Below are 21238 nucleotides of genomic sequence, written 5' to 3'. Positions count from 1 at the left end.
TATTTTCAATAGAGACTTTCACAACTTAAAGAAGTAGCTTTTAGTACAAGAATGTTCAATAATTAAGATAAGAAAAAAAAGGAATTGAGGTGAAAAGAATGGAGAGAACGTTTTCGGTCAAACTATTATTTGAACATATTTCCTCGCCTGAATCTATGCCTAATAAAACATTTGAAGAAACCATCAACATCGTTCGAGCACCTAGATTTGAAGATGTAGATCGTTTAGTAAAGGAACATTTTAAAGACGTCACTTATACCAATGCCTTTGGAGAAAAGACAATAATAAAATTAGTGATGATTCTTGATGTTTTCGAAATGGTTGACAAAATTGAAGAATCACTAGAATTTGCAGAAGTCTACAGCCACCATATAATCCTCGATGAAGCAGCTCACCTAGATAGAACTTATTGAAAAGAATATAAGATAAGATGGTGGGACAAAACCCACCTCAAATTAAAAGCAGTTCAAATTTTACGATGTGTAAAACTTGAACTGCTTTATTTTATGCCTACTTTGTAGCCGTTGTACTCCGTTACAGCGGACGCTTTCCTGGGGGCACGGGTCGAGCCTGTAGTCTCTCCCACGTGCTTGTCCCCTAGGAGTCGCCGCCTTCACTCCGTACAACTAGTATAATTACATTCATGGTCAAAACAGTACGAGAAAAGATCTCGTGAGATATTTTCCTAAATACACTTAAAGAGAAATCCAAAGTGCAATTTCCCTTTAAGTGTAATGATAAAATATTATGTCCAAGCCTTTTTTTAACTAACTATTTTAAAGAAATTTAGAACCAGGCTTGATTGAAGTGATTTCTGGTTTTGCATCTACAGCTATCTCAGTAACATTGGATACGCTTGCTATTAATAATGCTGAAAGACATAATACACCAATAAAAAATTTTTTCATGATAATTCCTCCCAACTAGATACTTTAGATTGTTTTATATGATAGTTAAAGCCTTTTTGATAATAAATAGTAGCTTGTTTATATTGTTTCTCTTTAGCTAACTTTTTTGCTAGAACATAGCAATAAATAGAACAATATTTGAATTCTTGTTTACCCTCAAAATAGTCCAAGACTTGTTTAAAGGTTGTAATAGAATTAGAATCATTAAGCAATAATACTTTATAGACTGTGAAATGATTAGAATAAAAATCTCTATTACTCTCAGAGAGCTTATCTAATATTTCTAAACCACTATTTAACCAAATTAAGGCATTACTAATATCATTATTTTTATGATGCTCTTTTAAAATAGATAAAATAGAAATCACATTCTTATTGGGATCTGAATTAGCCTGTAAACTACTTTTAAAGTGAAAAAGCGCTAAATCACTCTCTTTCAAGAGAGAATAACATGCTCCAATATTTTGTTCTATCATTCCTTTAAATTTTGCAGATTCAATTTTAGAACTAATTTCTCTTGCCTTTTCATAAGATGCAATAGCATCTTTTAATACACCAGTATTTTTTTGAGCTATTCCTAAAATAACTAGACATTCAATTGACCTCTCTATTAAAATTTCTTGATTAAAATAGGATAAAGCAGATTTTACGTAATCAATCGCTAGTATATACCTAGACTCAGATAAAAAGGCTAAACTAGAAATATAATAAAGCTCAGCCATTTCCCAGTCTTCCATACGATAGCTTTTTATCAGAGAAAAGATTTGCAAGAAAATCTCGGAGGCTTGCCTAAATTCATTGTCTTGGTAGGCAATAATTCCTTGAATTGTAGATAAGTAAAATAATTGATCGGTAGACATTTCTTTCTTGAACTCTTCCAAGATAGCTAGGTTTGATTGTACCTCTTTAGTATAGTCAGGTAGCATAAGCATCAATCGTGTCTCCATAACTAGAAGTGTTAGCCTGTTAGGTTCGAAGGGATGATCTTCTATGTAGACATGGAGGTCGTGGTAAAGGGTTTTTGCTTTCTGTTTGTCTCGAGAATTAATAACATTTTTAAAATGAGACTTAAAATGAGATAATTTTGCTTCATTACCATCACTGTTCAAGGCATTCATAGGAATATTTAAGCGTTTCAATAAGTGTTGCTGAACATCCTCACTAGGGATAACTAACCCATTTTCTATTCTACTTAGATAAGATGGAACGCAAATACCTGAAGCTAAGTATTCCTGCTTCATGTTTTGTCTCTGTCGTTCTAATTTGATTAGCTGCCCTATATTCACCTAATTCAACCCCCCTCGAGTAGGATCTAAATAGGAATCAGATACTATAATAAAGATAGCATAAAAAAACTGAAAAAAGTATAGAATTGAATTATTATGAAAGTGGTTGTTGAAAACTATCAAAAAAACGGTATTTTTGTATATGACTTTCCTAAAATAGTTATGAATATTTTAAAAGTTGTAATTTAATGGTATCAATATGAATTTATTTTACTACTAAAATAAAGCTATAAAATAGTCTTTTGGGAACTTCAAAGTTAAAATTTTACATTCAAAACCTGTGGTATAAGCAAAAAACTATGCTTGGCGTTTACATTTTCCTAGGTGAATTTAGAGGGTTAAAGTTATCTTATTCAGCATTATAAAGAAATATGACAGATAGATTCTAAGATAATCCTTGTCCTTGTGTAAACTCTTTATATAATTCATGACTACTTAGTAATTCTTCATGTGTACCGGTGCCTGTAATTTCTCCCTGCTCTATAAAGAAGATTTGGTCTGCATGCATGATGGTTGCTAATCGATGTGCGATGATTAGAGTAGTGCGGCCCTTCATCAGGCGCTCTAAAGCTTCTTGCACAAAAGATTCTGATCCGCTATCTAAGTTTGAGGTAGCCTCATCTAATAGTAATATTTTAGGGTCATGTAATAGGGCTCTTGCAATTGCTATTCGTTGTCTTTGCCCGCCAGATAGCTTCATTCCTCGTTCGCCTACAAGGGTATCGTACTTGTCAGGAAGTTCTTCTATAAAGGAGGAGGCATTTGCAGCTTTTGCGGCCGCTATAATCTTTTCCATAGAAGGGATTTTCGTCATTCCATAAGTCATATTAGACAAAATAGTACCGCTCATCAAAGGGCTTTCCTGTGAAACATAGCCCATTTTAGAACGCCAATCTCTTAAAGGTAGTTCTTGAATAGGAGATCCGTTAAAATAAATGGAACCATGGTCAGGCTCGTAAAACCTCTCTAGTAAAGAAAATATAGTAGTTTTTCCTCCACCACTTGGTCCTACAAAAGCGGTGACTGTACCAGGCTTTGCTTCAAACGTAATTCCATTTATAATTTTTTTGTTTTCTCCATAAGAAAAATGAACGTCTTTAAAAGTTATTATCCCATCTTCCAACGCTTTCGTTGATTGATCCTCAACAGGTTCACTATCCATTGCAAATATCTCTTGAATCCGTTCCGTTGCTCCAACTGCCTTTTGGAACGAGGTAAAGAATGTAGCCATTTGAGCAAAGGGAAATATGATTTGGACTAGATAGAAGATAATTGCCACAAGGTCTCCTGCAGAGAGTGAACCATTAGAAACCTGCAATCCTCCATAACCTAAGATGACAACTAGGATAGCCATCATAATAAGGGTCATAAAAGGGGATATAAATGATTGAATCTTGGCTTCCTTCAGACCATACCGATAGAGTCTTTGGATTGCCTCTCCGCCACTAACGGTTTCATTTTGTTCTGCCCGATAAGATTTTACTAGTCTTATTTCAGATAGAACTCTACCTAGCAATCCTGAAAATGAGGCCATTTCTTTTTGGGTTGCCTTCGCGACTTTGTGCATCATAGAACCTAAAGGCATCATAATAGCCATACTTAATGGAACGCTTATAAGCATGATTAATGTCATTTTCCAGTCTATAAAGAATAGGATGATAACTGAACCAATAATTGTTATGATACCTGATACAAAGTTAACTAAGTGGTCAGTGATTAATGATTTTAATGTAGAAGTATCTTGGGTGATACGACTCATCGTTTCTCCGCTTTCGTGTCGGTCATAGTAGGGGATAGGTAAATGAAGAACCTTACTCCATAGTTTATTTCTCAAGTCAGCTACGACAAATTCTCCCATGTAAGATAAGAGGTAGTAGGAAAATCCTCCGAATACGGCCTGCAATATAAATACACCTAATAACAAGAGAATAAGTGTCCAGTTGAAGCTGGTTGTGGTCAATGAGTCAACTAAAGTTTTAGTGACTAAAGGGACGACTAAACTAATGACCGTGCTTAATAAGGAAAGGATAATAGCTAAAACTGCTATTTTAACTGGCCACCTTAAGCTTTTCAGTAATTGGAAAAAATTTTTAGTAGAAGAGGACATGCTAAATACTCCTTTCTCCTTTTCTTATATCAAAAAAATCGTGCAAACTAAAGCTGCACGATCATTATAAAGCCTGAGTCTCCGCCTTAGGTCTTTTTTGCAACTCTACGACTAGGGGGTCTGCAGACATTTCTAATAGACTAGCTTGCTTGTTTTGCAAATCTAATCGCATTTTTTCTGTTTCTAATAGGAAATTGTCGTATTTTAGTCTCTCTAGTTCAATTTCATCCTTTATTACTTTAGATTTCATAGACTGCATTTTGCGTAAATGGGTTGTCCAAATAGCCGTTAACGGAATCGAAAAGACCATTACTATAGCAACAAGGCCAATAAAAAGTCCAATTATATCTTCCATTTAAATTCCTCCTCTTCTTTTTCCCCTAGTATATACGAAAAATACAGAAAATAGTTTCCAATTGAGTTAAATTTTAAAAATAGACGTATATCTTATCGTTTTTCTTTAATTGAAGGTGACCTAAGAGGGGAGTATATAGAAAATTTTTAGAAAATGAAAAAGCTAATCTAAGGATTGTATTATCCTTTGGATTAGCTTTTCAAAAATCCTGTTATTTATTTAAGTAAGCCCAAGCATATTGAGCATAAAGCTCTGCTCCTGTTACAAGTGAATCTTCATCAATATTAAAGTTACCATGGTGGTGTGCCCACTCTGTATCCTTTTCAGAATTTCCGCATCCTACTAGTGCAAAGCTTCCTGGGGCTTTTGTTAAAAATGCTGAGAAATCTTCTCCGCCCATAGTAGGCTTTTCATCATATACAGAGTCAGAACCAAATGCCTCGGTAGCGACCTGTTGAACAAGCTTTGCGCTTTCTTCTTCATTATCTACTGCATCTGTTCCACGAGTATAAACTACTTCTGCTGTTGCTCCGTATATGGCTGCCACGTTTTCTGCATAGTCTTTAATGCTCTGTTCCATATGATCACGAGTTTCTGGGTGGAACGTACGTACTGTTCCTTCAATTTCTGCATTTTCAGCAATAACATTGAACCTAGTACCAACAATCATTTTTCCGATTGTTAATACTGCTGGACTTTGTGGATCAATGGTGCGCGAAACGACCGTTTGAACGTTCATCACAAAGGAAGAGGCTACAAGGGCAGCATCAATACATGCTTCAGGAATAGCACCATGCCCACCACGACCTTTGAACTTTACAGTGAAAAGATCGGCTGCAGCAAATGAAGGTCCAGGGGTGCAGGATATTTTACTTGTCGGCATTTGTGACCAAATATGTATACCAAAAACGTTATCCACGCCTTCCATAGCCCCTTGCTCAACCATAGCTTTAGCACCTTGAGCAATTTCCTCTGCCGGCTGGAAAAGCAAGCGAACCTTACCAGGCAGCTGGTCCTTCACTTCTGATAATGCCTTAGCAGCAATTAGTAGCATAGACGTATGAGCATCGTGTCCACAAGCATGCATTTTTCCTTCTACTTTAGATGCGTACGGCACATTATTTAGCTGTTGTACCGATAGAGCATCCATATCCCCGCGTAATGCCACAGTTTTTCCATCATTTTTGCCATAGATTTCTGCGATAACTCCTGTAGGCTCTGTTTTACGATAAGAAATACCTAGCTTGTCTAAATAGTTACAAATAAATTCTGTAGTTTTAAACTCTTCAAAAGATAATTCTGGCTCACTATGCAATTTCCTACGTAATTCAGTTAGTTCCTCACTGTTGTTTTTTATGGATTCCTTAATTTGAGTGTTAATCATGCTGTTCCCTCCGTTAGTCGTAATACTGTTTCATATAAAATAGTTGCTCCTTTAGCAAGGTCCCTAGTATCCGACCACTCTTCCGGGCAATGACTTAGACCATTCCTGCTAGGGATAAAGATCATCCCACATGCAGTATAATCAGAGAAGATCATGGCATCGTGACCTGCTCCACTACTAATCTGGCAATAGGAAATGTCTAGTTTCTCGCATGCCTCTGTTAAAAGAGAGTGAACTTCTTTGTCCATAACCTTTGGCGTCGTGTGAAGCAGCTGCTCAGCGACGCTTTGCACGTTCGAATTATTTTTAGATTCAATTAGTGCCATCACCTTATTAATTGCTTGCTGAACTTTTTCCTCTTCTCCTGAACGTATATCTACGGAAAAGATTACCTTGCTTGGAATTACATTAGAACCGTTAGGGAAAACTTCTAATTGTCCTGTAGTAATAACGGTCCCATGTCCTACTTCTTCAGCTAGCTTTGGAAATGCGGAAATGATTTGTGCAGCTGTGACTAACGCGTCGGCTCTTTTGTCCATAGGCGTCGTACCTGCATGACCGGCTCTGCCTTGAATAGTAACCTCTAGCTGAGTTAGACCAACAATAGCATCCACAACACCTATAGATATGTTTTTTTCTTCTAAAATAGGACCTTGTTCAATATGTAACTCCAAAAAAGCTTTAATCGTTTTCGGGTCACGATATCTTTCCTTAGTAAAATCTAAACCAATATTAGTCATGGCTTCTTTTATTGAAACCCCATTTTTGTCCATGATGGATTGGAAATCATCTTCAGACAATAACCCCATCATTCCCCTAGAGCCCATTAGCCCACCGCCAAAGCGAGAGCCTTCCTCCTCGACCATTGCAATGATCTCCAGCGAGTTAACTGGCTGGATTTGCTGTTCTTGAAATAAAGCGGCAACTTCTAACCCGACTACAACGCCAGCAGCTCCATCGTATGCTCCTCCGTTTGGTACAGAGTCAAAATGAGAGCCAACTATAACCGATGGTGCACTTGGGTCGCGACCTTCCAGTTTTCCAAAAATATTCCCGAGGCCATCCTCTGAAACCGTTAAGTTATAATTTCTCATCTTATCTTTTATATAGTTTCTAGCTTCCAAATCTTCTTTTGAATAAGTTAATCTTGTTACCCCTGCTTTTGGGGTAGCTGTATATTGACTTAAAAGGTTGATATGCTGCTCTATTCTTAGTTGATTGGCTATCATTCTATCACTCCTTATAAGAATCCTACGAAAATACCAGCGAGTACAACAGATACAATTGTTACACTAATGAATCCCCCAACTAGCATTGGTGGGAGCATGTGGCTAGTTAAAACTTCTCGTTCCTTCTCATCCTCGGTTAAGGCCTTGATCACTTCGTTTGTAATAATGTAGTCTGCAGGGAAACCGTAAAGTGCGGTTAAGGAAACAGCAAACGCCATGTTTTTACTTACCTTTAATATCTTTCCGATGATGAATGAGAATATGTACATACCAATTACTCCTAAGATGATCGTACCGACTAACGGATATAGGATTTCCATAATCATAGAAGGAGTTGCATTTTTTAAAGCGTCGAAAACAAAAAGCATTAAAACTAGAATACAAATACCGAAGCTGTTTGCCTTTTGAAGTACATTGCGTTCTAAGAAGCCGATGCTTCCTGAGATAATACCGAATAATAAGCAAAGAACAAAGGGACTAATTTCAATAATAGGGTTCAAAAGTGTAGAAACCCCATAGGCTAGGAACCCGACAAAGGCTAGTCTAAATAGCTTGAAATAATCTGTATTGTATTTGGCAGGTAGGTTTTTAAACATCTTCAGCTCTTCTTTTGTATCCTCTGTTGAATTTTCCGGTTGTCCGTCAATAGTCAATTCTCCCTGACGGAATTTGTTCAAAAGATATTTACCTTCTTTCTTAAGAACAATTGATGTAAGGGGATATCCTGCAAATCCTTGCATGACGTATATAACAATTGCAAACACAGATAAAGTGGTAAGCCCTGCATTTGCAGCACCTTCTGACATAATTAAGGCAGAAACAACTCCACCAACTAATGGAGGGATTGCTACAACCACGGTTTCAAAATCAAACAATAGAATGCCAATTGTGAATAGTGCGACAATTATACCTAAAATTCCAGCTAGTGATATTAAAATAGTTTTCCATTGTTCCTTTAATTGTTTAAGAGAAAGAAGTGTTCCCATATTTGTAATTAGCAAATAGATCATCATAGTTGCAACTACAGGTGGTACACCGGCTATAGAGACAATTTCCTTTGGGAAAAAGGTCCAATATCCAATGATAAAAAGGACGGCTGAAACGAAAACAGAAGGAATCCAAGCCTTTGTCCGAGTGGAGACCAACTCTCCAATAAATAAAATAGCGATAACGAGAACCAAAGCGACCATTTGTGGCATAATTTTCCGTCCTTTCAGATAATAAAGAATAATCAATAGATTAACATAAAACTTTACTAGAATAAAGTATATAATATATTTCAGAATAATTAATTTATTTAGGTGGAAATGTAAGTGTTTTCATATAGAAATAGGAAAAGGGCATTCCATTTTTAGTGGAATGCCCTTTAATAATATAAGTTATTCAGCAGGATTAAGCTCTAACTCTACTGAAATTTTGATATCTTCGCCAACTAACACGCCGCCCGTTTCAAGTGCTTGGTTCCAAACTAAGCCAAAGTCTTTTCGGTTTACCTTAGTTTCTGCCGAGAAAGCAACTACTTCCTGTCCCCAAGGGTTTTTACCCTTACCGCCGTACTCAACTTCGAATGTGACAGGCTTAGTTACGTCTTTGATAGTTAAGTTACCAGTTACATCGTATTCGCCTATATCGGTGTTTTTAATTTCAGTAGCCTCAAATGTTATAGATGGGTATTTCTCTGCATCAAAGAAATCCTCGCCACGTAAGTGGTTATCGCGATCCTCGTGATTCGTATTGATTGAATTAACATCAATGTTAAAAGTGATAGAGGCACCTGTTAAGTCCTCAGCAGTACCCTCTAAATCAGCGGTAAAGTGAGTAAAGCTACCTTTTACTTTAGATACCATCATGTGTTTTACAGAAAAATCGATACTAGAATGTGCAGCGTCCAAATTAAATTTTGTCATTTTCATTTCCTCCTACATTTCTGTTTTAATAGCAAATTCAAACGTAATAGTTTGAGAGTAACTTTTAGTTACTTTATGTAAGTAACTATAAATTAATAATATAATTACGTCAAGTAATTTAATTACTTTGGTTTTACAAAAAATATGAACAGGCGTATAATACTTAGTGATAGAGGTGATTAATATGAAGGAATTATCATTATGTCCGCGACTTTCCAAAGCAATGGAATTGTTAGGTAAAAGATGGACAACTTTAATTATTTATCAATTATTAGACGGTTCTAAGAGGTTTAATGAGATAGAGTCTTCTCTTCCTATAAGTGGACGTTTGTTGTCCGAGCGATTAAAAGAATTGGAAAGAGAAGGGATTGTTCAAAGAACACTTTTTTCTGAGGTTCCAGTTCGAGTAGAGTATAATTTAACGGATAAAGGTATGGCTCTTAAGGAAGTTATAACTGGGATTGAAACTTGGTCCAAGGATTGGTTATAATAAGACACTTGAAAGTTTATATAGGGAAACGCATAGTATGTAAGGTGATAGGTTAAAGAAGAAAGGATTGTCTTTTTTGAACAAACAAGTATGGTACAAAGAATTAATTACAAAGCTAGATCCAAGTAATGTGAAAATAGACGAAGCTCTTCATGTACACACGATGACTCGCATGGGTGGCATGGCTGACTTATTTGTAACTCCTGAAAACGAGCAAGAAGCAGCTTTTATAGTTGACTATACTCATAAAAATAATATCCCACTGTTATTGTTAGGTAATGGTTCTAATATGGTTGTTAGAGATGGTGGAGTACGTGGTGTTGTTCTTTGCTTAGAGAAGCTAGATAAAATTGTTATAGAAGGTAATCATGTATATGCTGAAAGTGGAGCTGCTATTATAGATGTCTCCAAAGCCGCTGCAAAAGAATCGTTGACAGGCTTGGAATTTGCTTGTGGCATTCCTGGAACAGTTGGTGGAGCAATGGCAATGAATGCAGGAGCCTATGGCGGAGAGATCAAGGATGTAATTTTGCAGTGTACTGTTCTTACTCCTGAAGGTGAAAAACTGGTACTTTCAAAAGAAGAGCTGGAGTTAGAATATCGTAAAAGCATAATTACAAAAGAAGGTTACTATGTCTTATCGGCTGAATTTGAGCTGAAGCCTGGAAACCCAGAAGAAGTAAATGCTAAAATTGCTGACTTAACCTTCCAACGAGAGTCTAAGCAGCCATTAGAGTATCCTTCTGCTGGTAGTGTGTTTAAACGACCGCCTGGATATTTTGCTGGTAAGCTAATCCAGGATAGTGGTTTACAAGGGAAGGGCTTTGGTGGAGCAGAGGTATCTACTAAGCATGCAGGTTTTATCGTCAATAAAAATAATGCAACTGCTACAGACTATATAAATACAATTGAAATGGTTAAAAAAGCAGTGCATGATAACTTCGGGGTTGAGTTAGAACTAGAAGTTAAAATAGTTGGGGAAAATAGTAAATAATATAAATCTAGTCCTATGAATATACATTATTCATGGGGCTTTTTTTATCTTCAAGTATCAGGCTCTATTCCAAGAAATTTAAAATGATGGGCAGGGGTTTACCTTATTTTGTCGAATTATGACATAGAAATACAAAGGGGGTAATTATTTGAAGAGAGGCAGGAAGGTACTTCTTTGGGTATTAGGAATACTAGTGGCTATTGTAATTGTGGTTGTAGTAGGCTTAAACGTTTTTTTGTCTAACACTAAGCCTATTATTCGAGGAGAGCTGGCAGTAAAAGTATTGAATGAAGACGTTCAGGTTGTACGGGATCAGGACGGGGTACCTCATATTAAAGCTCAGAGTGACGAAGATCTTTATCGTGCTCAAGGATTTGTGCAAGCACAGGATCGTTTATTTCAGATGGATTTAGCTAGGAGGCAGGCGAGCGGTCAGCTAGCGGAGGTAGTTGGTAAAGGGGCGTTAGATACAGATAAGTTCTTTTTAACCTTTAGCCTTCGAGATGCAGCTGAGAAATCCTACGCCGGCTATAGTGACGAAGCAAAGCAGGTTTTGAAGTGGTATACAGAAGGGGTAAATGAATTCATTGATTATGCTATAGAAGAGGGAAAGCTCAGTTATGAATTTAAACTATTAGGCTATGAACCTAGAGAGTGGTCTCCAATTGACTCTTTGGCTGTCGGTAAATTTATGGCATATGATTTAGGTGGAAATTGGTCAAGCCTAGCACTTCGACATTGGGCAATTAATGAGTTTGAGCAAGAAAAGGTGGAAGAACTATTTATCACTTATCCAGAGGATGCACCTTCTATTATTGAGGCGAATTTAAGTAATCCAGTTGCTGTTAGTGGCAGATTTGATGCAGCTATACTACCTAATGAGTTTAATGGAAGTAATAACTGGGTTGTTAGTGGAGAAAAGACTGCTAGTGGAATGCCGCTTCTGGCAGATGATCCACATTTGGGTCTAAGCACCCCATCGATTTGGTATCAAATGCATTTAGAGTCACCGAGTCAAAATGTAAGTGGTGTAATATTCGCCGGAATACCTGGTATTATTTTAGGACATAACGAAGAAGTGGCATGGGGAGTAACTAATGTTGGGCCCGATGTACAGGACTTATATATTGAAACACCAAACCCAGATGATCGTACGAAATTTATGTATGAGGGTAAATGGGAGCAGGCAGCTATTCGTAAAACGAATATCAAAGTAAAGGGAGAAGAGGACGTGCCATTTGAGGTGTTGGTGACACGCCATGGACCAATTATTTCTGATGTGCTTTTCAAGGAAGAGGATCCTTCTGCATTATTTTCTATGCAGTGGACAGCGTTAGAGCCTACTTTAGAATTACAGGCTATATTAAAAATGAATAAGTCCTCTAATTGGGAGGAGTTTGAGAGTGCTTTAGAGGATTTTCATGCTCCAGCGCAAAACTTTGTATTTGCCGCAAAGGATGGGACAATCGCTTATAAAGCGAATGGTAGGATACCGGTCCGTAAAACAGGTGATGGACAGCTTCCGGTTCCGGGTGATTCTAACGAATTTGGCTGGACTGGTTATGTACCTTATACAGAACTGCCTAAGGTTGTTAACCCTGAAGAAGGTTTTATTGCAACAGCAAATAATGAGGTTGTCGATGAGTCATATTTATACCATATAACTGATTTTTGGGCGCAATCTTACCGTTACGAAAGAATTGCTGAAGTGTTGGCAAGTAAAAGTGAGCTAACTAAGGAAGATATGATGACACTACAGATGGATCAAAAAAATTTATATGCGCGTGAATTTTTAGCTTCCATGGTAGAGTCGGTAGAAAAGCAAGATAGCGATGGTCAATATAATGATGTTCTAAATGTGTTAAAGAAATGGGATCAAGTGGATGATAAAGATCAGTCAGCACCATTAGTTTTTCATAAATGGATGAAGCAGCTTCCAAAAACAATGTTTAAGGAGCAAATGCCTGAGGACGTTTATGCCATGTTACCTGGAAAGGGCAATATTTCAGATCAATTATTACGAAAAGGGTATAAAAGCGAAGCAAGTGCTTGGTTAGAGGAGTACGGTGGCGTAGATAAGTGGGTCTACGATTCGTTTACAATCGCCATAAAAGAAACTGAAGACGATTTTGGGAAAAACGAAGCCAAATGGAAATGGGGAGACTATCATCAATTAACGTTTGATCATCCAATTTCAGGAGCCTCTCCTATACTTGGCTACTTTTTAAACCCTGAACCAGTACCGATAGGTGGATCTAACATTACCGTTCAAGCAGCAGGTTATAAAGAAGACGGAAGCGTGGATCACGGTGCATCCTGGAGATTTGTAGCTGATTTAGCTGATCTCTCAAAGGCCTATCACATTGTGGGGCCTGGACAAAGTGGACACATTAAATCAGAGTGGTACCATAGCCAGGTAAGAGATTGGGCGAATGGTGATTACCACACTACGGTGATTAACGGCGACATAAAGGATGGCTTTGAATTAATATTAAAGGCAGATTAAAGAAATGAAGTAAGAACGTCGTTAAATGAAATCTAGTAATTTTATTAAGGGTTTGGAAACTCGAGCGTATGTGGTTATCCAGACAATTAGAAGGCACTTTTGTTCAATTTGAACAAAAAGTGCCTTTTTGGTTGTTTAGGAAACTATAAAGTTCTAAACCTGTGGATAAATTGATGTCTAGCTCCACCGCCTTGCCCCTCGGGGTCAAATGGATAAAAGCTCCGGTGGCTGAGGAACTGCCTCCTCGCATTTCCCCATTTGCCTGTCGGGGCAAAGATAGGCGGTTGCGCTTTTCTTGATGTCTAGCTCCACCGCCTTGCCCCTCGGGGTCAAATGGATAAAAGCTCCGGTGGCTGAGGAACTGCCTCCTCGCTTTTCTCCATTTGCCTGTCGGGGCAGGGATAGGCGGTTGCGCTTTTCTTGTTTGTCATTGTGGAACAAAAATCAACCATCATTCAAATATATATTTGAATGATGGTTGATTTTAGAATTGTCCGAACATATAATAGAGGAACAATCAAACAACTATTTGAATGAGGTGCTCAAATGCAGTCGAAGGATGTATGTGAAGTAACAAAAGTAAATGAAACAATAGTAGAAGAGGTAAAACAACAGATTCCAGATTTAACAAAGCTAGTCATGCTCTTTAAAGCATTAGCGGACGAAACAAGGCTTAAAATTGCCTATGCTTTAACGGTTGAAGAGGAGTTATGTGTTTGTGACGTAAGCGAAATAATTGGCTCATCAGTGGCAACTGCATCCCATCATCTTCGTTTTCTTAAGGACTTGTCTTTAGCGAAGTCTCGACGTAAGGGAAAACTCGTTTATTACTCTTTAGCAGATCATCATGTTAATGAGCTTGTTAAGATTGCATATGAGCATTCTATAGAAGAGGTGGAAACATGAATAACGTAGAAAAAAAGGAATATCGTTTAGAAAACTTATCTTGCGCCAATTGTGCGAGGAAGTTTGAAAATAATATAAAAAGTCTTCCAACTGTACAGGAAGCAACCGTTAACTTTGGAGCAGCTAAAGTTTCTGTCATAGGCGACGTAACTGTCGAGGAAATAGAAAAGGCAGGTGCCTTTGATGGCATCAAGATTGTACCTGTTTCGCAACGAAAACTAGAAAAGATCCCTTTTTTAAAACGCAAAGAGAACGTTGTAACATTGATATCTTTAATATTTTTAATAGGAGGAGTCATTGCTTCTTTTGTTTATGAGGAATCTCATCCTGTAGCTCTTTCCTTATTTGTATTATCCATCGCAATCGGTGGATTTAACTTATTTAAGGGAGGGTTTATCAACTTAACACGCTTTTACTTTGATATGAAGACACTAATGACAATTGCAATAATTGGTGCTGCCATCATTGGAGAATGGCGCGAGGGAGCGGTTGTTGTCTTCTTATTTGCATTAAGTGAAGCTTTAGAGGCATATTCCATGAATAAGGCTAGGCAATCGATTAGTGAATTAATCGATATCGCTCCACCGACAGCAATTGTACGTAGGAACAATGAGTTAATCGAATTAGATACCGAGTTTATACAAATTGGTGACGTGCTAATCGTGAAGCCCGGACAAAAAATTGCAATGGACGGGATTGTATTAAAAGGAAGCTCAACAGTAAACCAGGCATCCATTACTGGGGAGTCTGTTCCTGTAGTTAAAACAAAAGGGGAAGATGTTTTTGCAGGTACGCTAAATGAAGAGGGCTCACTAGAAATCGAAGTAACGAAACGTGTAGAAGATACCACCATAGCCAAAATTATTCATTTAGTGGAAGAAGCGCAAGCGGAAAAAGCCCCTTCTCAACGTTTTGTAGATAAGTTTGCAAAGTACTACACCCCTGCGATAATTGGAATCGCATTTTTGGTGGCGATTATTCCTCCACTTCTAGGTGGTGACTGGAAGCTGTGGATTTACCAAGGTCTTGCTGTTTTAGTTGTAGGCTGTCCTTGTGCCTTAGTAGTATCAACGCCAGTCGCGATTGTTACAGCGATTGGAAATGCGGCAAAGCATGGTGTGCTGATAAAGGGTGGGGTTCATCTAGAGGAAATTGGACGAATCGAGGCAATCGCATTTGATAAAACGGGTACTCTGACAAAAGGCTATCCAGAAGTAACATATGTAGAAGCAGCTTCTTCAAAGGATTTTATCCAAAATATAATGTCTATTGAAGCGTACTCTCAACACCCACTAGCTAAAGCTATTGTGGAGTATGGTGCTAATAACAGTATCCATCCAATTGAAGTGGACGAATTTAAATCGATAACAGGGAAAGGTGCGGAAGCAGTCGTAAATGGTATAAAATGGTCAGTAGGTAGCGTTGCTTGGATAAAAACGATAAGTTTAATTTCAGAGGATGCTCTCCGAAAGGTTGAGAAACTTCAAATCGAAGGAAATACGGTAATCCTTGCAACAGAGGAAGGGGTCTATAGAGGCTTCGTTGCCATTGCAGACCCAATACGTTCTACTAGCAGTAAGGTGTTACAAAATTTAAAGGATATTGGGATAAAGCATACTGTTATGCTGACTGGTGACGATCCAAATACGGCAAATGCTATTGCTGCTCAACTAGGGATAACCGATGTGAAAGCAGGATTAATGCCTGATCAAAAACTAATTGCTATTGAGAGATTAAAAGAAAAGTACGGAGCAGTTGCTATGATTGGAGATGGAGTTAATGACTCCCCAGCACTAGCTGCTGCCAATGTCGGCATAGCTATGGGAGGAGCAGGAACGGACGCAGCATTGGAGACGGCGGACGTTGCGCTAATGGCCGATGACTTAGAAAAATTACCTTATACTATTAGCTTGAGTAGAAAAGCATTGCATATTATTAAAGAAAATATTATGTTTGCATTAGGGTTAAAGATTATAGCTCTTCTTCTTATTATTCCTGGTTGGTTAACGCTATGGATTGCCATATTTGCAGATATGGGGGCTACATTGCTAGTAGTCTTAAACTCTTTACGATTATTAAATAAGTTTAGCAATGGAAAAGAGCTTGAAGAAACACAGAAATAATAAGACAGTGCAAACAGGATCTTCGGTGCTCGCTTATCGCTCTCTCAGCGGAAAGCGTCCGCCGAGACCGAAAATCAATTCTATTTTATTTTTATCAAAGCATATAACTTTCATTATTGTTTTAACTAAAAAGAGGACGAGATATATTATCACTAGGTTTGGAGGGTTATCAATGAAGCTTACAGAATGGACGATGGAAGAGCAAGAGCAACTGATACATTTTATGACAACGAACACATGGCCATATCATGGGAATTCTCATCCTGTACGAGAGTTGATTGAAAAGACGATTGAAGAGGGTGGATATCAATCTGATGAAGTAAAAACTTTTTGGGTGGAGAATGATCAAGATGAAAAAGTTGGAATTGTAAAAATCTATGATTTACAGGATGAAATTCCTCTTTTTGACTTAAGAATAGCGGATGAAGCCAGAGGAAGAGGATATGGGCCACTTGCTTTAAAAAAGATTACTGAATATGTATTTAATCTTCCAGAAGGGAAAATTCGCTTAGAGGGTCATACGCGCCAAGACAATTTTGCCATGAGAAAAACGTTTGAGCGTGCAGGCTTTGTTAAAGAAGCACAGCTGCGTCAAGCATGGTTTTCACCTAAAGAAGGATCGTACTACGATGCAGTTACATACGGAATGACGAGAGACGATTTTATAAAAGGAACTTCGACTCCAGTAAAGTGGGACGATGACTTTCATATTATCGAAAAGGTAAAAGAAGAATTGGTCTTCCCAAAAGAATTTTATACGGAAAGATTAATCATCCGAGCACCTAAAGTCGCGGATGCAGAGGCAGTTCAAAAAGCAGTGCTAGCTTCTCAGCATGCATTAAAGGACTGGATGCCTTGGGCACAAGAAAAGGAGTCGCTTGAGCAAAGAGTTCAAAATCTTCGTCAGGCAGTAGCAGATTTTATCACTCGCAAGGATCTTCGGCTGCATTTGTTTTTAAAAGAAACAGGAGAATTCGTCGGATGTTCTGGACTTCATCGAATTGATTGGGATGTTAGAAAGTTTGAGATTGGCTATTGGATAGATAGTAAATTTGAAGGTAAGGGCTTGATGACTGAAGCAGTTGAACGTATTACTACGTTTGCCTTTGAGGAGTTAAAAGCTAATCGAGTTGAAATCCGTTGTGACAGTGAAAATGTAAGAAGTCGTTCAGTTGCTGAAAGATTAAATTACACACTAGAAGGGACTCTTCACCATGATTCCTTATCTGCTGATGGTAAGAGATTAAGAGATACTTGTATTTATGCAAAGACAAAAAGATAAGGGGTTGCCTAATGGCAACCCCTTTTGTCAGACGGCTCGTCTACCAGTGACAAGTTGAATTACAAAAATAATACCTGCAATAATTAACAGCGTATGGATTAATCCTCCACCAAAGTCTAAAAGTAGGCCTAACAACCATAGCACAATAAGTACTACGACAATGCCCCATAAAATTCTACCCATTATAAGTCATCCTTTCTTCTTAAAATTATTAATACGTGTTATTATTAATTAGATACCCCGAGGTATTACAGGTTAAACATAAATAATAATTTTTGAATAATGAAAGAAGGATAGAATTGTTAACAAACGTTATGGAAGAAATCGTTCAGAGCCTTGTGAGAGTATTGATGAGAGGGTCAGAATATCAAACGTTTTGTAAGTGTCCTCAATGTGAATTAGACATTATTGCATTAAGCTTAAATACACTTCCGACCCATTATGTAACGACTGAAAAAGGGAGAAAGGCTGTTTTTGAACGGATGAATACATTAGAAAACTTAGAGTGGATTAATAAAAGAATTATCCATTCTATTCATGTCGTTGGAAAATATCCTCATAGATAAAAAGAGCCTTGTCTTACGATAAGGTTCTTTTATACTTTAGTGCGAGGATTGAGTAATTCTATGTGAGAGTATAATAAAAGAAGTGGACTAGCTATACTAACGGTAGTAATTTTAATTACTTAAAAGCTATGTTAAAGTTATTGGTTGATTTTAACTAAACATTTCTTTTGATTCCTTCTGTACAATTTAAATGACTATTTATAAAAAATTTTTGAAGTGTGTTGGAGTCATTTTTACGGCTTTGTTTATACGAATGATTTATAAATAGAACTATATAAATTAAAGCCGTTCTCCATTTATTGATTGGAGCGCCAGACGGCGACTCCTGCGGGATGTGTGAGACAGATAAGACATCACAACCACGCGCGCAAGCGATGGGTGATGGCTTATCGCTCACCCCGCGGAAAGCGTCCGGTTGGCGCGAAAATCAATTCTACTTGCCTTGCCGATTTAGAGCACATCATAAATCAACCCTAGCCTTTAACCTAGCCTACTTAAAAAGGTAAGACCCTAACTTAAATTGAGAAGGCCGGCCTATTGTAGTAAAATAAGTAAGAACGGATGAAAGGAAGATTAATATGCCAACACCAAGCATGGAAGACCATATAGAACAAATTTATATACTTATTGAACAGAAGGGTTATGCTCGTGTGTCTGACATTGCAGAAGCATTATCAGTACTGCCATCTTCGGTAACCAAAATGGTTCAGAAATTAGATAAAGATGGATTTTTAATATATGAAAAATATCGTGGACTTACTCTAACAAACAAAGGGATGAAACTAGGAAAAAAGCTAGTAAAGCGTCATGAGTTGTTAGAGGATTTTTTACGTTTAATCGGTGTAGAAGAAGAGAATATTTATGCAGACGTAGAAGGAATCGAACATCATTTAAGCTGGAACTCTATAGACCGAATTTCAGACTTAGTTCTTATATTAGAAGACGATACTTCTATTCAAACAAAGCTACTAGAGCTAAGAAGAGACTTAAACGACTAAATGTAATGACTATAAAAGTTTATCTTACAATTGAATAGGTTATAAGGGAATTAGAAAAGGTACATAAACTCACAAATTAAGCGAATTCAAATCATATATTTGGAAAAGAATATAAGTAAGCTACACTAAATCTCCGAAATAGGAGAACACTCTAATTTTACGGAGAAAACAAAACTATAGATTTATAAATAGTAGGTAAAGACCAACCAAAAAGTATGGTCAGAAGGAGAGCGGTAACTTTGACAGAATTATTATCAGGTGAAATTTTAAAATTACAAGTAAAATCCAAGGAAGGATCCAAATGGATTCTTCAGCATAAAGACACGGAAATAGCTTTAAATGCTTCGGAGGCGCCAGAAGAACTCAAAGAGGATGATACACTTGAGGTTTTCCTATTTGTGGATAGAAGAGGTAATCTATCTGCAACTACTCAGCTACCTTCCATTCAAAAAGGGACATATGGCTGGGCAAGAGTGATTAAGGTTTCAGATAAAGAAGGTGCATTCGTCGATATCGGCACTTCAAAAGAGGTTCAGGTAAAGGCTGAGGATCTACCTAAAATAAAAGAGTTATGGCCTGCTCAAGGAGATCATCTCTATATGACCCTACGTACGGATAGAGAAGGGGAGCTTTTTGGTCGATTGGCAACAGAAGATCGAGTAGAGGAGTTGTACATTGATGCACCAACAACTCTTTTAAATAGCAACCTGCAAGCTAGACCATATCGACTCCTACCTGTAGGCACATTTTTGCTAAGTGTCCCGGAAAACTATCGCGTTTTTGTTCATGAATCTGAACGTGTAGAAGAACCAAGATTAGGACAAGACCTAACTGTTCGTATCATTGATACTAAGGACGACGGCTCGCTAAATGGATCATTATTGCCTAGAAAGCATGAGCGTTTAGGTGACGATGCAGAGTCAATCTATCGTTATTTAAATGATGTTGGTGGTAAAATGCCGTTTACGGATAAATCATCACCTGAGGAAATTAAAGAAATGTTTTCGATGAGTAAGGCAGCCTTTAAACGTGCCCTAGGTAAACTAATGAAAGAAAAGAAAATTATTCAACAGGACGGTTGGACTGAATTGAAGCAATAGGATTAGATAATAAGGAGGAAAAGCATCGATAATTATCGGAACTTTTTACTCCTTTTTACGTACTAATGATAGTACCAACCAAGAGAAAGGGGTTTTAGGGGAATGAAAAAAGTGGTACAAGTATGGTTAGCTATTTTTCTTGTTGTAGGAGTTTTAGCCAATTCCAATGTAGCGTTGGCAGATACAAATGGAGAAACAGGAACCGAAGTAGTCAATGAAAAATTTGGTGCACCGATTGTTGTATACGGAGGAAACCTGACTGACGACCAAAAGAAAAGTGTAAGAGAAAGCTTAAAAATTACAGATAAATCAGATGTACAAGAAATTGTTGTGACAGGAAAAGATTTAGCCACCTATTTAAAAGATGGTGATGCCTCAGCAAGAATGTTCTCATCTGCAAAAATAACTAGAAAAAATTCAGGTTCAGGTCTTGTTATTAACATAGTGACACCTGATGATATTACAGAAGTAACTGCTGATATGTATGCTAATGCAATGCTTACAGCAGGAATTGAGGATGCGGTGGTAGATATTGCAGCTCCAAAGCCGGTAACAGGACATTCTGCTCTAGTTGGTATTTACAAAGCCTATGAAGTTACTGGGGGAGAGCTAGACCCAGAACGGACAGATGTAGCAAATGAAGAGTTATCAGTGGCAACGATTCTTTCTAAGGATGCTGGAGTAAACGAAGAAGAGGTTACAGAGCTTTTAACAGAAATTAAAAAGCAAATTGCTGAGCAAAACCCTGCCTCTCGTGAAGAAGTAGAGAAAATAGTTTCGGAACAGCTTTCCAAATTGAAGATTGAGCTATCAGATAAAGATCGCCAATTGTTAATTGACCTGATGGACCGTATACGTCAGTTGGACATCGATTTTAGTAAATGGTCAGATCAGTTAAATGACTTTAGTAAAACTATTGAAGAGAAGTTTAATCAAATAAAAGATAACGAAGGATTTTGGCAAAGTGTAAAAGACTTTTTCAATAATCTAATCGATTCTATTCGTTCCGTTTTTAGTTAAATGGAACCCCAGGAGTCGCCGGCTCCTCTCTAAACAATAAGAATAGAGAAATTTTTAATTAGAAATCAGTTACCTTT

The 21238-nt window shown here is 37.5% G+C and carries 20 protein-coding genes; 11 read left to right on the top strand and 9 right to left on the bottom strand.

Annotation, left to right across the window (positions count from 1 at the left end):
* Window positions 1-98: 98 nt before the first annotated feature.
* Window positions 99-413, top strand: coding sequence for a DUF4288 domain-containing protein (locus NSQ95_RS17365; RefSeq protein ID WP_169358504.1), 315 nt, complete (start codon window positions 99-101; stop codon window positions 411-413).
* Between the two features lie 363 nt (window positions 414-776).
* On the opposite strand, the gene NSQ95_RS17360 is transcribed toward NSQ95_RS17365, so the two are convergent.
* The 8 genes from NSQ95_RS17360 to NSQ95_RS17325 all read right to left on the bottom strand — a co-directional run bounded on the left by NSQ95_RS17360 (window position 777) and on the right by NSQ95_RS17325 (window position 9176).
* A complete protein-coding gene (locus NSQ95_RS17360; protein WP_340881724.1) occupies window positions 777-908 on the bottom strand; it encodes a hypothetical protein in 132 nt (43 codons plus the stop codon).
* Entirely contained in the window at window positions 905-2194 is a 1290-nt protein-coding gene (locus tag NSQ95_RS17355; RefSeq protein ID WP_340881727.1) for a helix-turn-helix transcriptional regulator, read from the bottom strand. Before NSQ95_RS17355 ends, NSQ95_RS17360 begins: the two co-directional genes overlap by 4 nt.
* Window positions 2195-2579: 385 nt before the next feature.
* Complete coding sequence (locus NSQ95_RS17350) at window positions 2580-4301, bottom strand: ABC transporter ATP-binding protein (RefSeq protein WP_340881729.1); 1722 nt, start codon at window positions 4299-4301, stop codon at window positions 2580-2582.
* A 64-nt stretch (window positions 4302-4365) separates the two neighbouring features.
* A complete protein-coding gene (locus NSQ95_RS17345) occupies window positions 4366-4656 on the bottom strand; it encodes a hypothetical protein (RefSeq protein ID WP_169358507.1) in 291 nt (96 codons plus the stop codon).
* A gap of 211 nt (window positions 4657-4867) precedes the next feature.
* Entirely contained in the window at window positions 4868-6040 is a 1173-nt protein-coding gene (locus NSQ95_RS17340; RefSeq protein WP_340881731.1) for an amidohydrolase, read from the bottom strand.
* Window positions 6037-7269 (bottom strand): Zn-dependent hydrolase, encoded by a 1233-nt coding sequence (locus NSQ95_RS17335; RefSeq protein WP_340881733.1) that lies wholly within the window; start codon window positions 7267-7269, stop codon window positions 6037-6039. Before NSQ95_RS17335 ends, NSQ95_RS17340 begins: the two co-directional genes overlap by 4 nt.
* Before the next feature lie 11 nt (window positions 7270-7280).
* Window positions 7281-8468, bottom strand: coding sequence for a hypothetical protein (locus tag NSQ95_RS17330; protein WP_340881735.1), 1188 nt, complete (start codon window positions 8466-8468; stop codon window positions 7281-7283).
* A 180-nt stretch (window positions 8469-8648) separates the two neighbouring features.
* Entirely contained in the window at window positions 8649-9176 is a 528-nt protein-coding gene (locus tag NSQ95_RS17325) for a YceI family protein (protein WP_340881737.1), read from the bottom strand.
* A gap of 184 nt (window positions 9177-9360) precedes the next feature.
* Between NSQ95_RS17325 and NSQ95_RS17320 the strand changes: the two genes are divergently transcribed.
* From NSQ95_RS17320 to NSQ95_RS17295, 6 genes are all read left to right on the top strand, one after another.
* Window positions 9361-9666, top strand: a complete 306-nt coding sequence (locus NSQ95_RS17320) for a helix-turn-helix domain-containing protein (protein ID WP_169358511.1) — start codon at window positions 9361-9363, stop codon at window positions 9664-9666.
* 76 nt (window positions 9667-9742) lie between these two features.
* Complete coding sequence (gene murB / locus NSQ95_RS17315) at window positions 9743-10660, top strand: UDP-N-acetylmuramate dehydrogenase (RefSeq protein WP_169358512.1); 918 nt, start codon at window positions 9743-9745, stop codon at window positions 10658-10660.
* 148 nt (window positions 10661-10808) lie between these two features.
* On the top strand, window positions 10809-13166 hold the full coding sequence (locus NSQ95_RS17310) for a penicillin acylase family protein (protein WP_340881739.1): 2358 nt from the start codon (window positions 10809-10811) through the stop codon (window positions 13164-13166).
* A gap of 546 nt (window positions 13167-13712) precedes the next feature.
* Window positions 13713-14072: a metalloregulator ArsR/SmtB family transcription factor gene (locus tag NSQ95_RS17305; protein ID WP_340881741.1), complete on the top strand. Its 360-nt coding sequence runs from the start codon at window positions 13713-13715 to the stop codon at window positions 14070-14072.
* The gene (locus NSQ95_RS17300; protein WP_340881743.1) at window positions 14069-16195 is read left to right on the top strand and encodes a heavy metal translocating P-type ATPase; all 2127 of its coding nucleotides are present in this window, start codon (window positions 14069-14071) and stop codon (window positions 16193-16195) included. Before NSQ95_RS17305 ends, NSQ95_RS17300 begins: the two co-directional genes overlap by 4 nt.
* A gap of 172 nt (window positions 16196-16367) precedes the next feature.
* Window positions 16368-17477: a GNAT family N-acetyltransferase gene (locus NSQ95_RS17295; protein WP_340881745.1), complete on the top strand. Its 1110-nt coding sequence runs from the start codon at window positions 16368-16370 to the stop codon at window positions 17475-17477.
* A gap of 27 nt (window positions 17478-17504) precedes the next feature.
* Here NSQ95_RS17295 and NSQ95_RS17290 read toward each other — a convergent pair whose 3' ends face one another.
* The gene (locus NSQ95_RS17290; protein ID WP_169361363.1) at window positions 17505-17660 is read right to left on the bottom strand and encodes a lmo0937 family membrane protein; all 156 of its coding nucleotides are present in this window, start codon (window positions 17658-17660) and stop codon (window positions 17505-17507) included.
* A gap of 116 nt (window positions 17661-17776) precedes the next feature.
* On the opposite strand from NSQ95_RS17290, the gene NSQ95_RS17285 reads away from it, so the two are divergent.
* The 4 genes from NSQ95_RS17285 (at window position 17777) to NSQ95_RS17270 (ending at window position 21161) form a co-directional block, all read left to right on the top strand.
* Window positions 17777-18043 (top strand): late competence development ComFB family protein, encoded by a 267-nt coding sequence (locus tag NSQ95_RS17285; RefSeq protein WP_340881746.1) that lies wholly within the window; start codon window positions 17777-17779, stop codon window positions 18041-18043.
* Between the two features lie 578 nt (window positions 18044-18621).
* Window positions 18622-19041, top strand: coding sequence for a transcriptional regulator MntR (gene mntR, locus NSQ95_RS17280; RefSeq protein WP_169361364.1), 420 nt, complete (start codon window positions 18622-18624; stop codon window positions 19039-19041).
* Window positions 19042-19280: 239 nt separating this feature from the next.
* Window positions 19281-20141, top strand: coding sequence for a S1-like domain-containing RNA-binding protein (locus tag NSQ95_RS17275; protein WP_340881747.1), 861 nt, complete (start codon window positions 19281-19283; stop codon window positions 20139-20141).
* Between the two features lie 102 nt (window positions 20142-20243).
* Window positions 20244-21161: a DUF1002 domain-containing protein gene (locus NSQ95_RS17270; RefSeq protein ID WP_340881748.1), complete on the top strand. Its 918-nt coding sequence runs from the start codon at window positions 20244-20246 to the stop codon at window positions 21159-21161.
* Window positions 21162-21238 lie beyond the last annotated feature (77 nt).

This window comes from Psychrobacillus sp. FSL W7-1457, from assembly GCF_038593405.1.
Taxonomy (GTDB): Bacteria; Bacillota; Bacilli; order Bacillales_A; family Planococcaceae; genus Psychrobacillus.
Note: the sequence above shows the minus strand (reverse complement) of the source record. Positions and strands in the feature narration are given on the sequence as shown.

Coding starts and splice junctions, on each gene's coding strand:
- NSQ95_RS17350 (WP_340881729.1), bottom strand. CDS start 4,301: ATGTCCTCTTCTACTAAAAATTTTTTCCAATTACTGAAAAGCTTAAGG.
- mntR (WP_169361364.1), top strand. CDS start 18,622: ATGCCAACACCAAGCATGGAAGACCATATAGAACAAATTTATATACTT.
- NSQ95_RS17305 (WP_340881741.1), top strand. CDS start 13,713: ATGCAGTCGAAGGATGTATGTGAAGTAACAAAAGTAAATGAAACAATA.
- NSQ95_RS17295 (WP_340881745.1), top strand. CDS start 16,368: ATGAAGCTTACAGAATGGACGATGGAAGAGCAAGAGCAACTGATACAT.
- NSQ95_RS17290 (WP_169361363.1), bottom strand. CDS start 17,660: ATGGGTAGAATTTTATGGGGCATTGTCGTAGTACTTATTGTGCTATGG.
- NSQ95_RS17270 (WP_340881748.1), top strand. CDS start 20,244: ATGAAAAAAGTGGTACAAGTATGGTTAGCTATTTTTCTTGTTGTAGGA.
- NSQ95_RS17340 (WP_340881731.1), bottom strand. CDS start 6,040: ATGATTAACACTCAAATTAAGGAATCCATAAAAAACAACAGTGAGGAA.
- NSQ95_RS17300 (WP_340881743.1), top strand. CDS start 14,069: ATGAATAACGTAGAAAAAAAGGAATATCGTTTAGAAAACTTATCTTGC.
- NSQ95_RS17360 (WP_340881724.1), bottom strand. CDS start 908: ATGAAAAAATTTTTTATTGGTGTATTATGTCTTTCAGCATTATTAATA.
- NSQ95_RS17365 (WP_169358504.1), top strand. CDS start 99: ATGGAGAGAACGTTTTCGGTCAAACTATTATTTGAACATATTTCCTCG.
- NSQ95_RS17345 (WP_169358507.1), bottom strand. CDS start 4,656: ATGGAAGATATAATTGGACTTTTTATTGGCCTTGTTGCTATAGTAATG.
- NSQ95_RS17335 (WP_340881733.1), bottom strand. CDS start 7,269: ATGATAGCCAATCAACTAAGAATAGAGCAGCATATCAACCTTTTAAGT.
- NSQ95_RS17330 (WP_340881735.1), bottom strand. CDS start 8,468: ATGCCACAAATGGTCGCTTTGGTTCTCGTTATCGCTATTTTATTTATT.
- NSQ95_RS17325 (WP_340881737.1), bottom strand. CDS start 9,176: ATGACAAAATTTAATTTGGACGCTGCACATTCTAGTATCGATTTTTCT.
- NSQ95_RS17320 (WP_169358511.1), top strand. CDS start 9,361: ATGAAGGAATTATCATTATGTCCGCGACTTTCCAAAGCAATGGAATTG.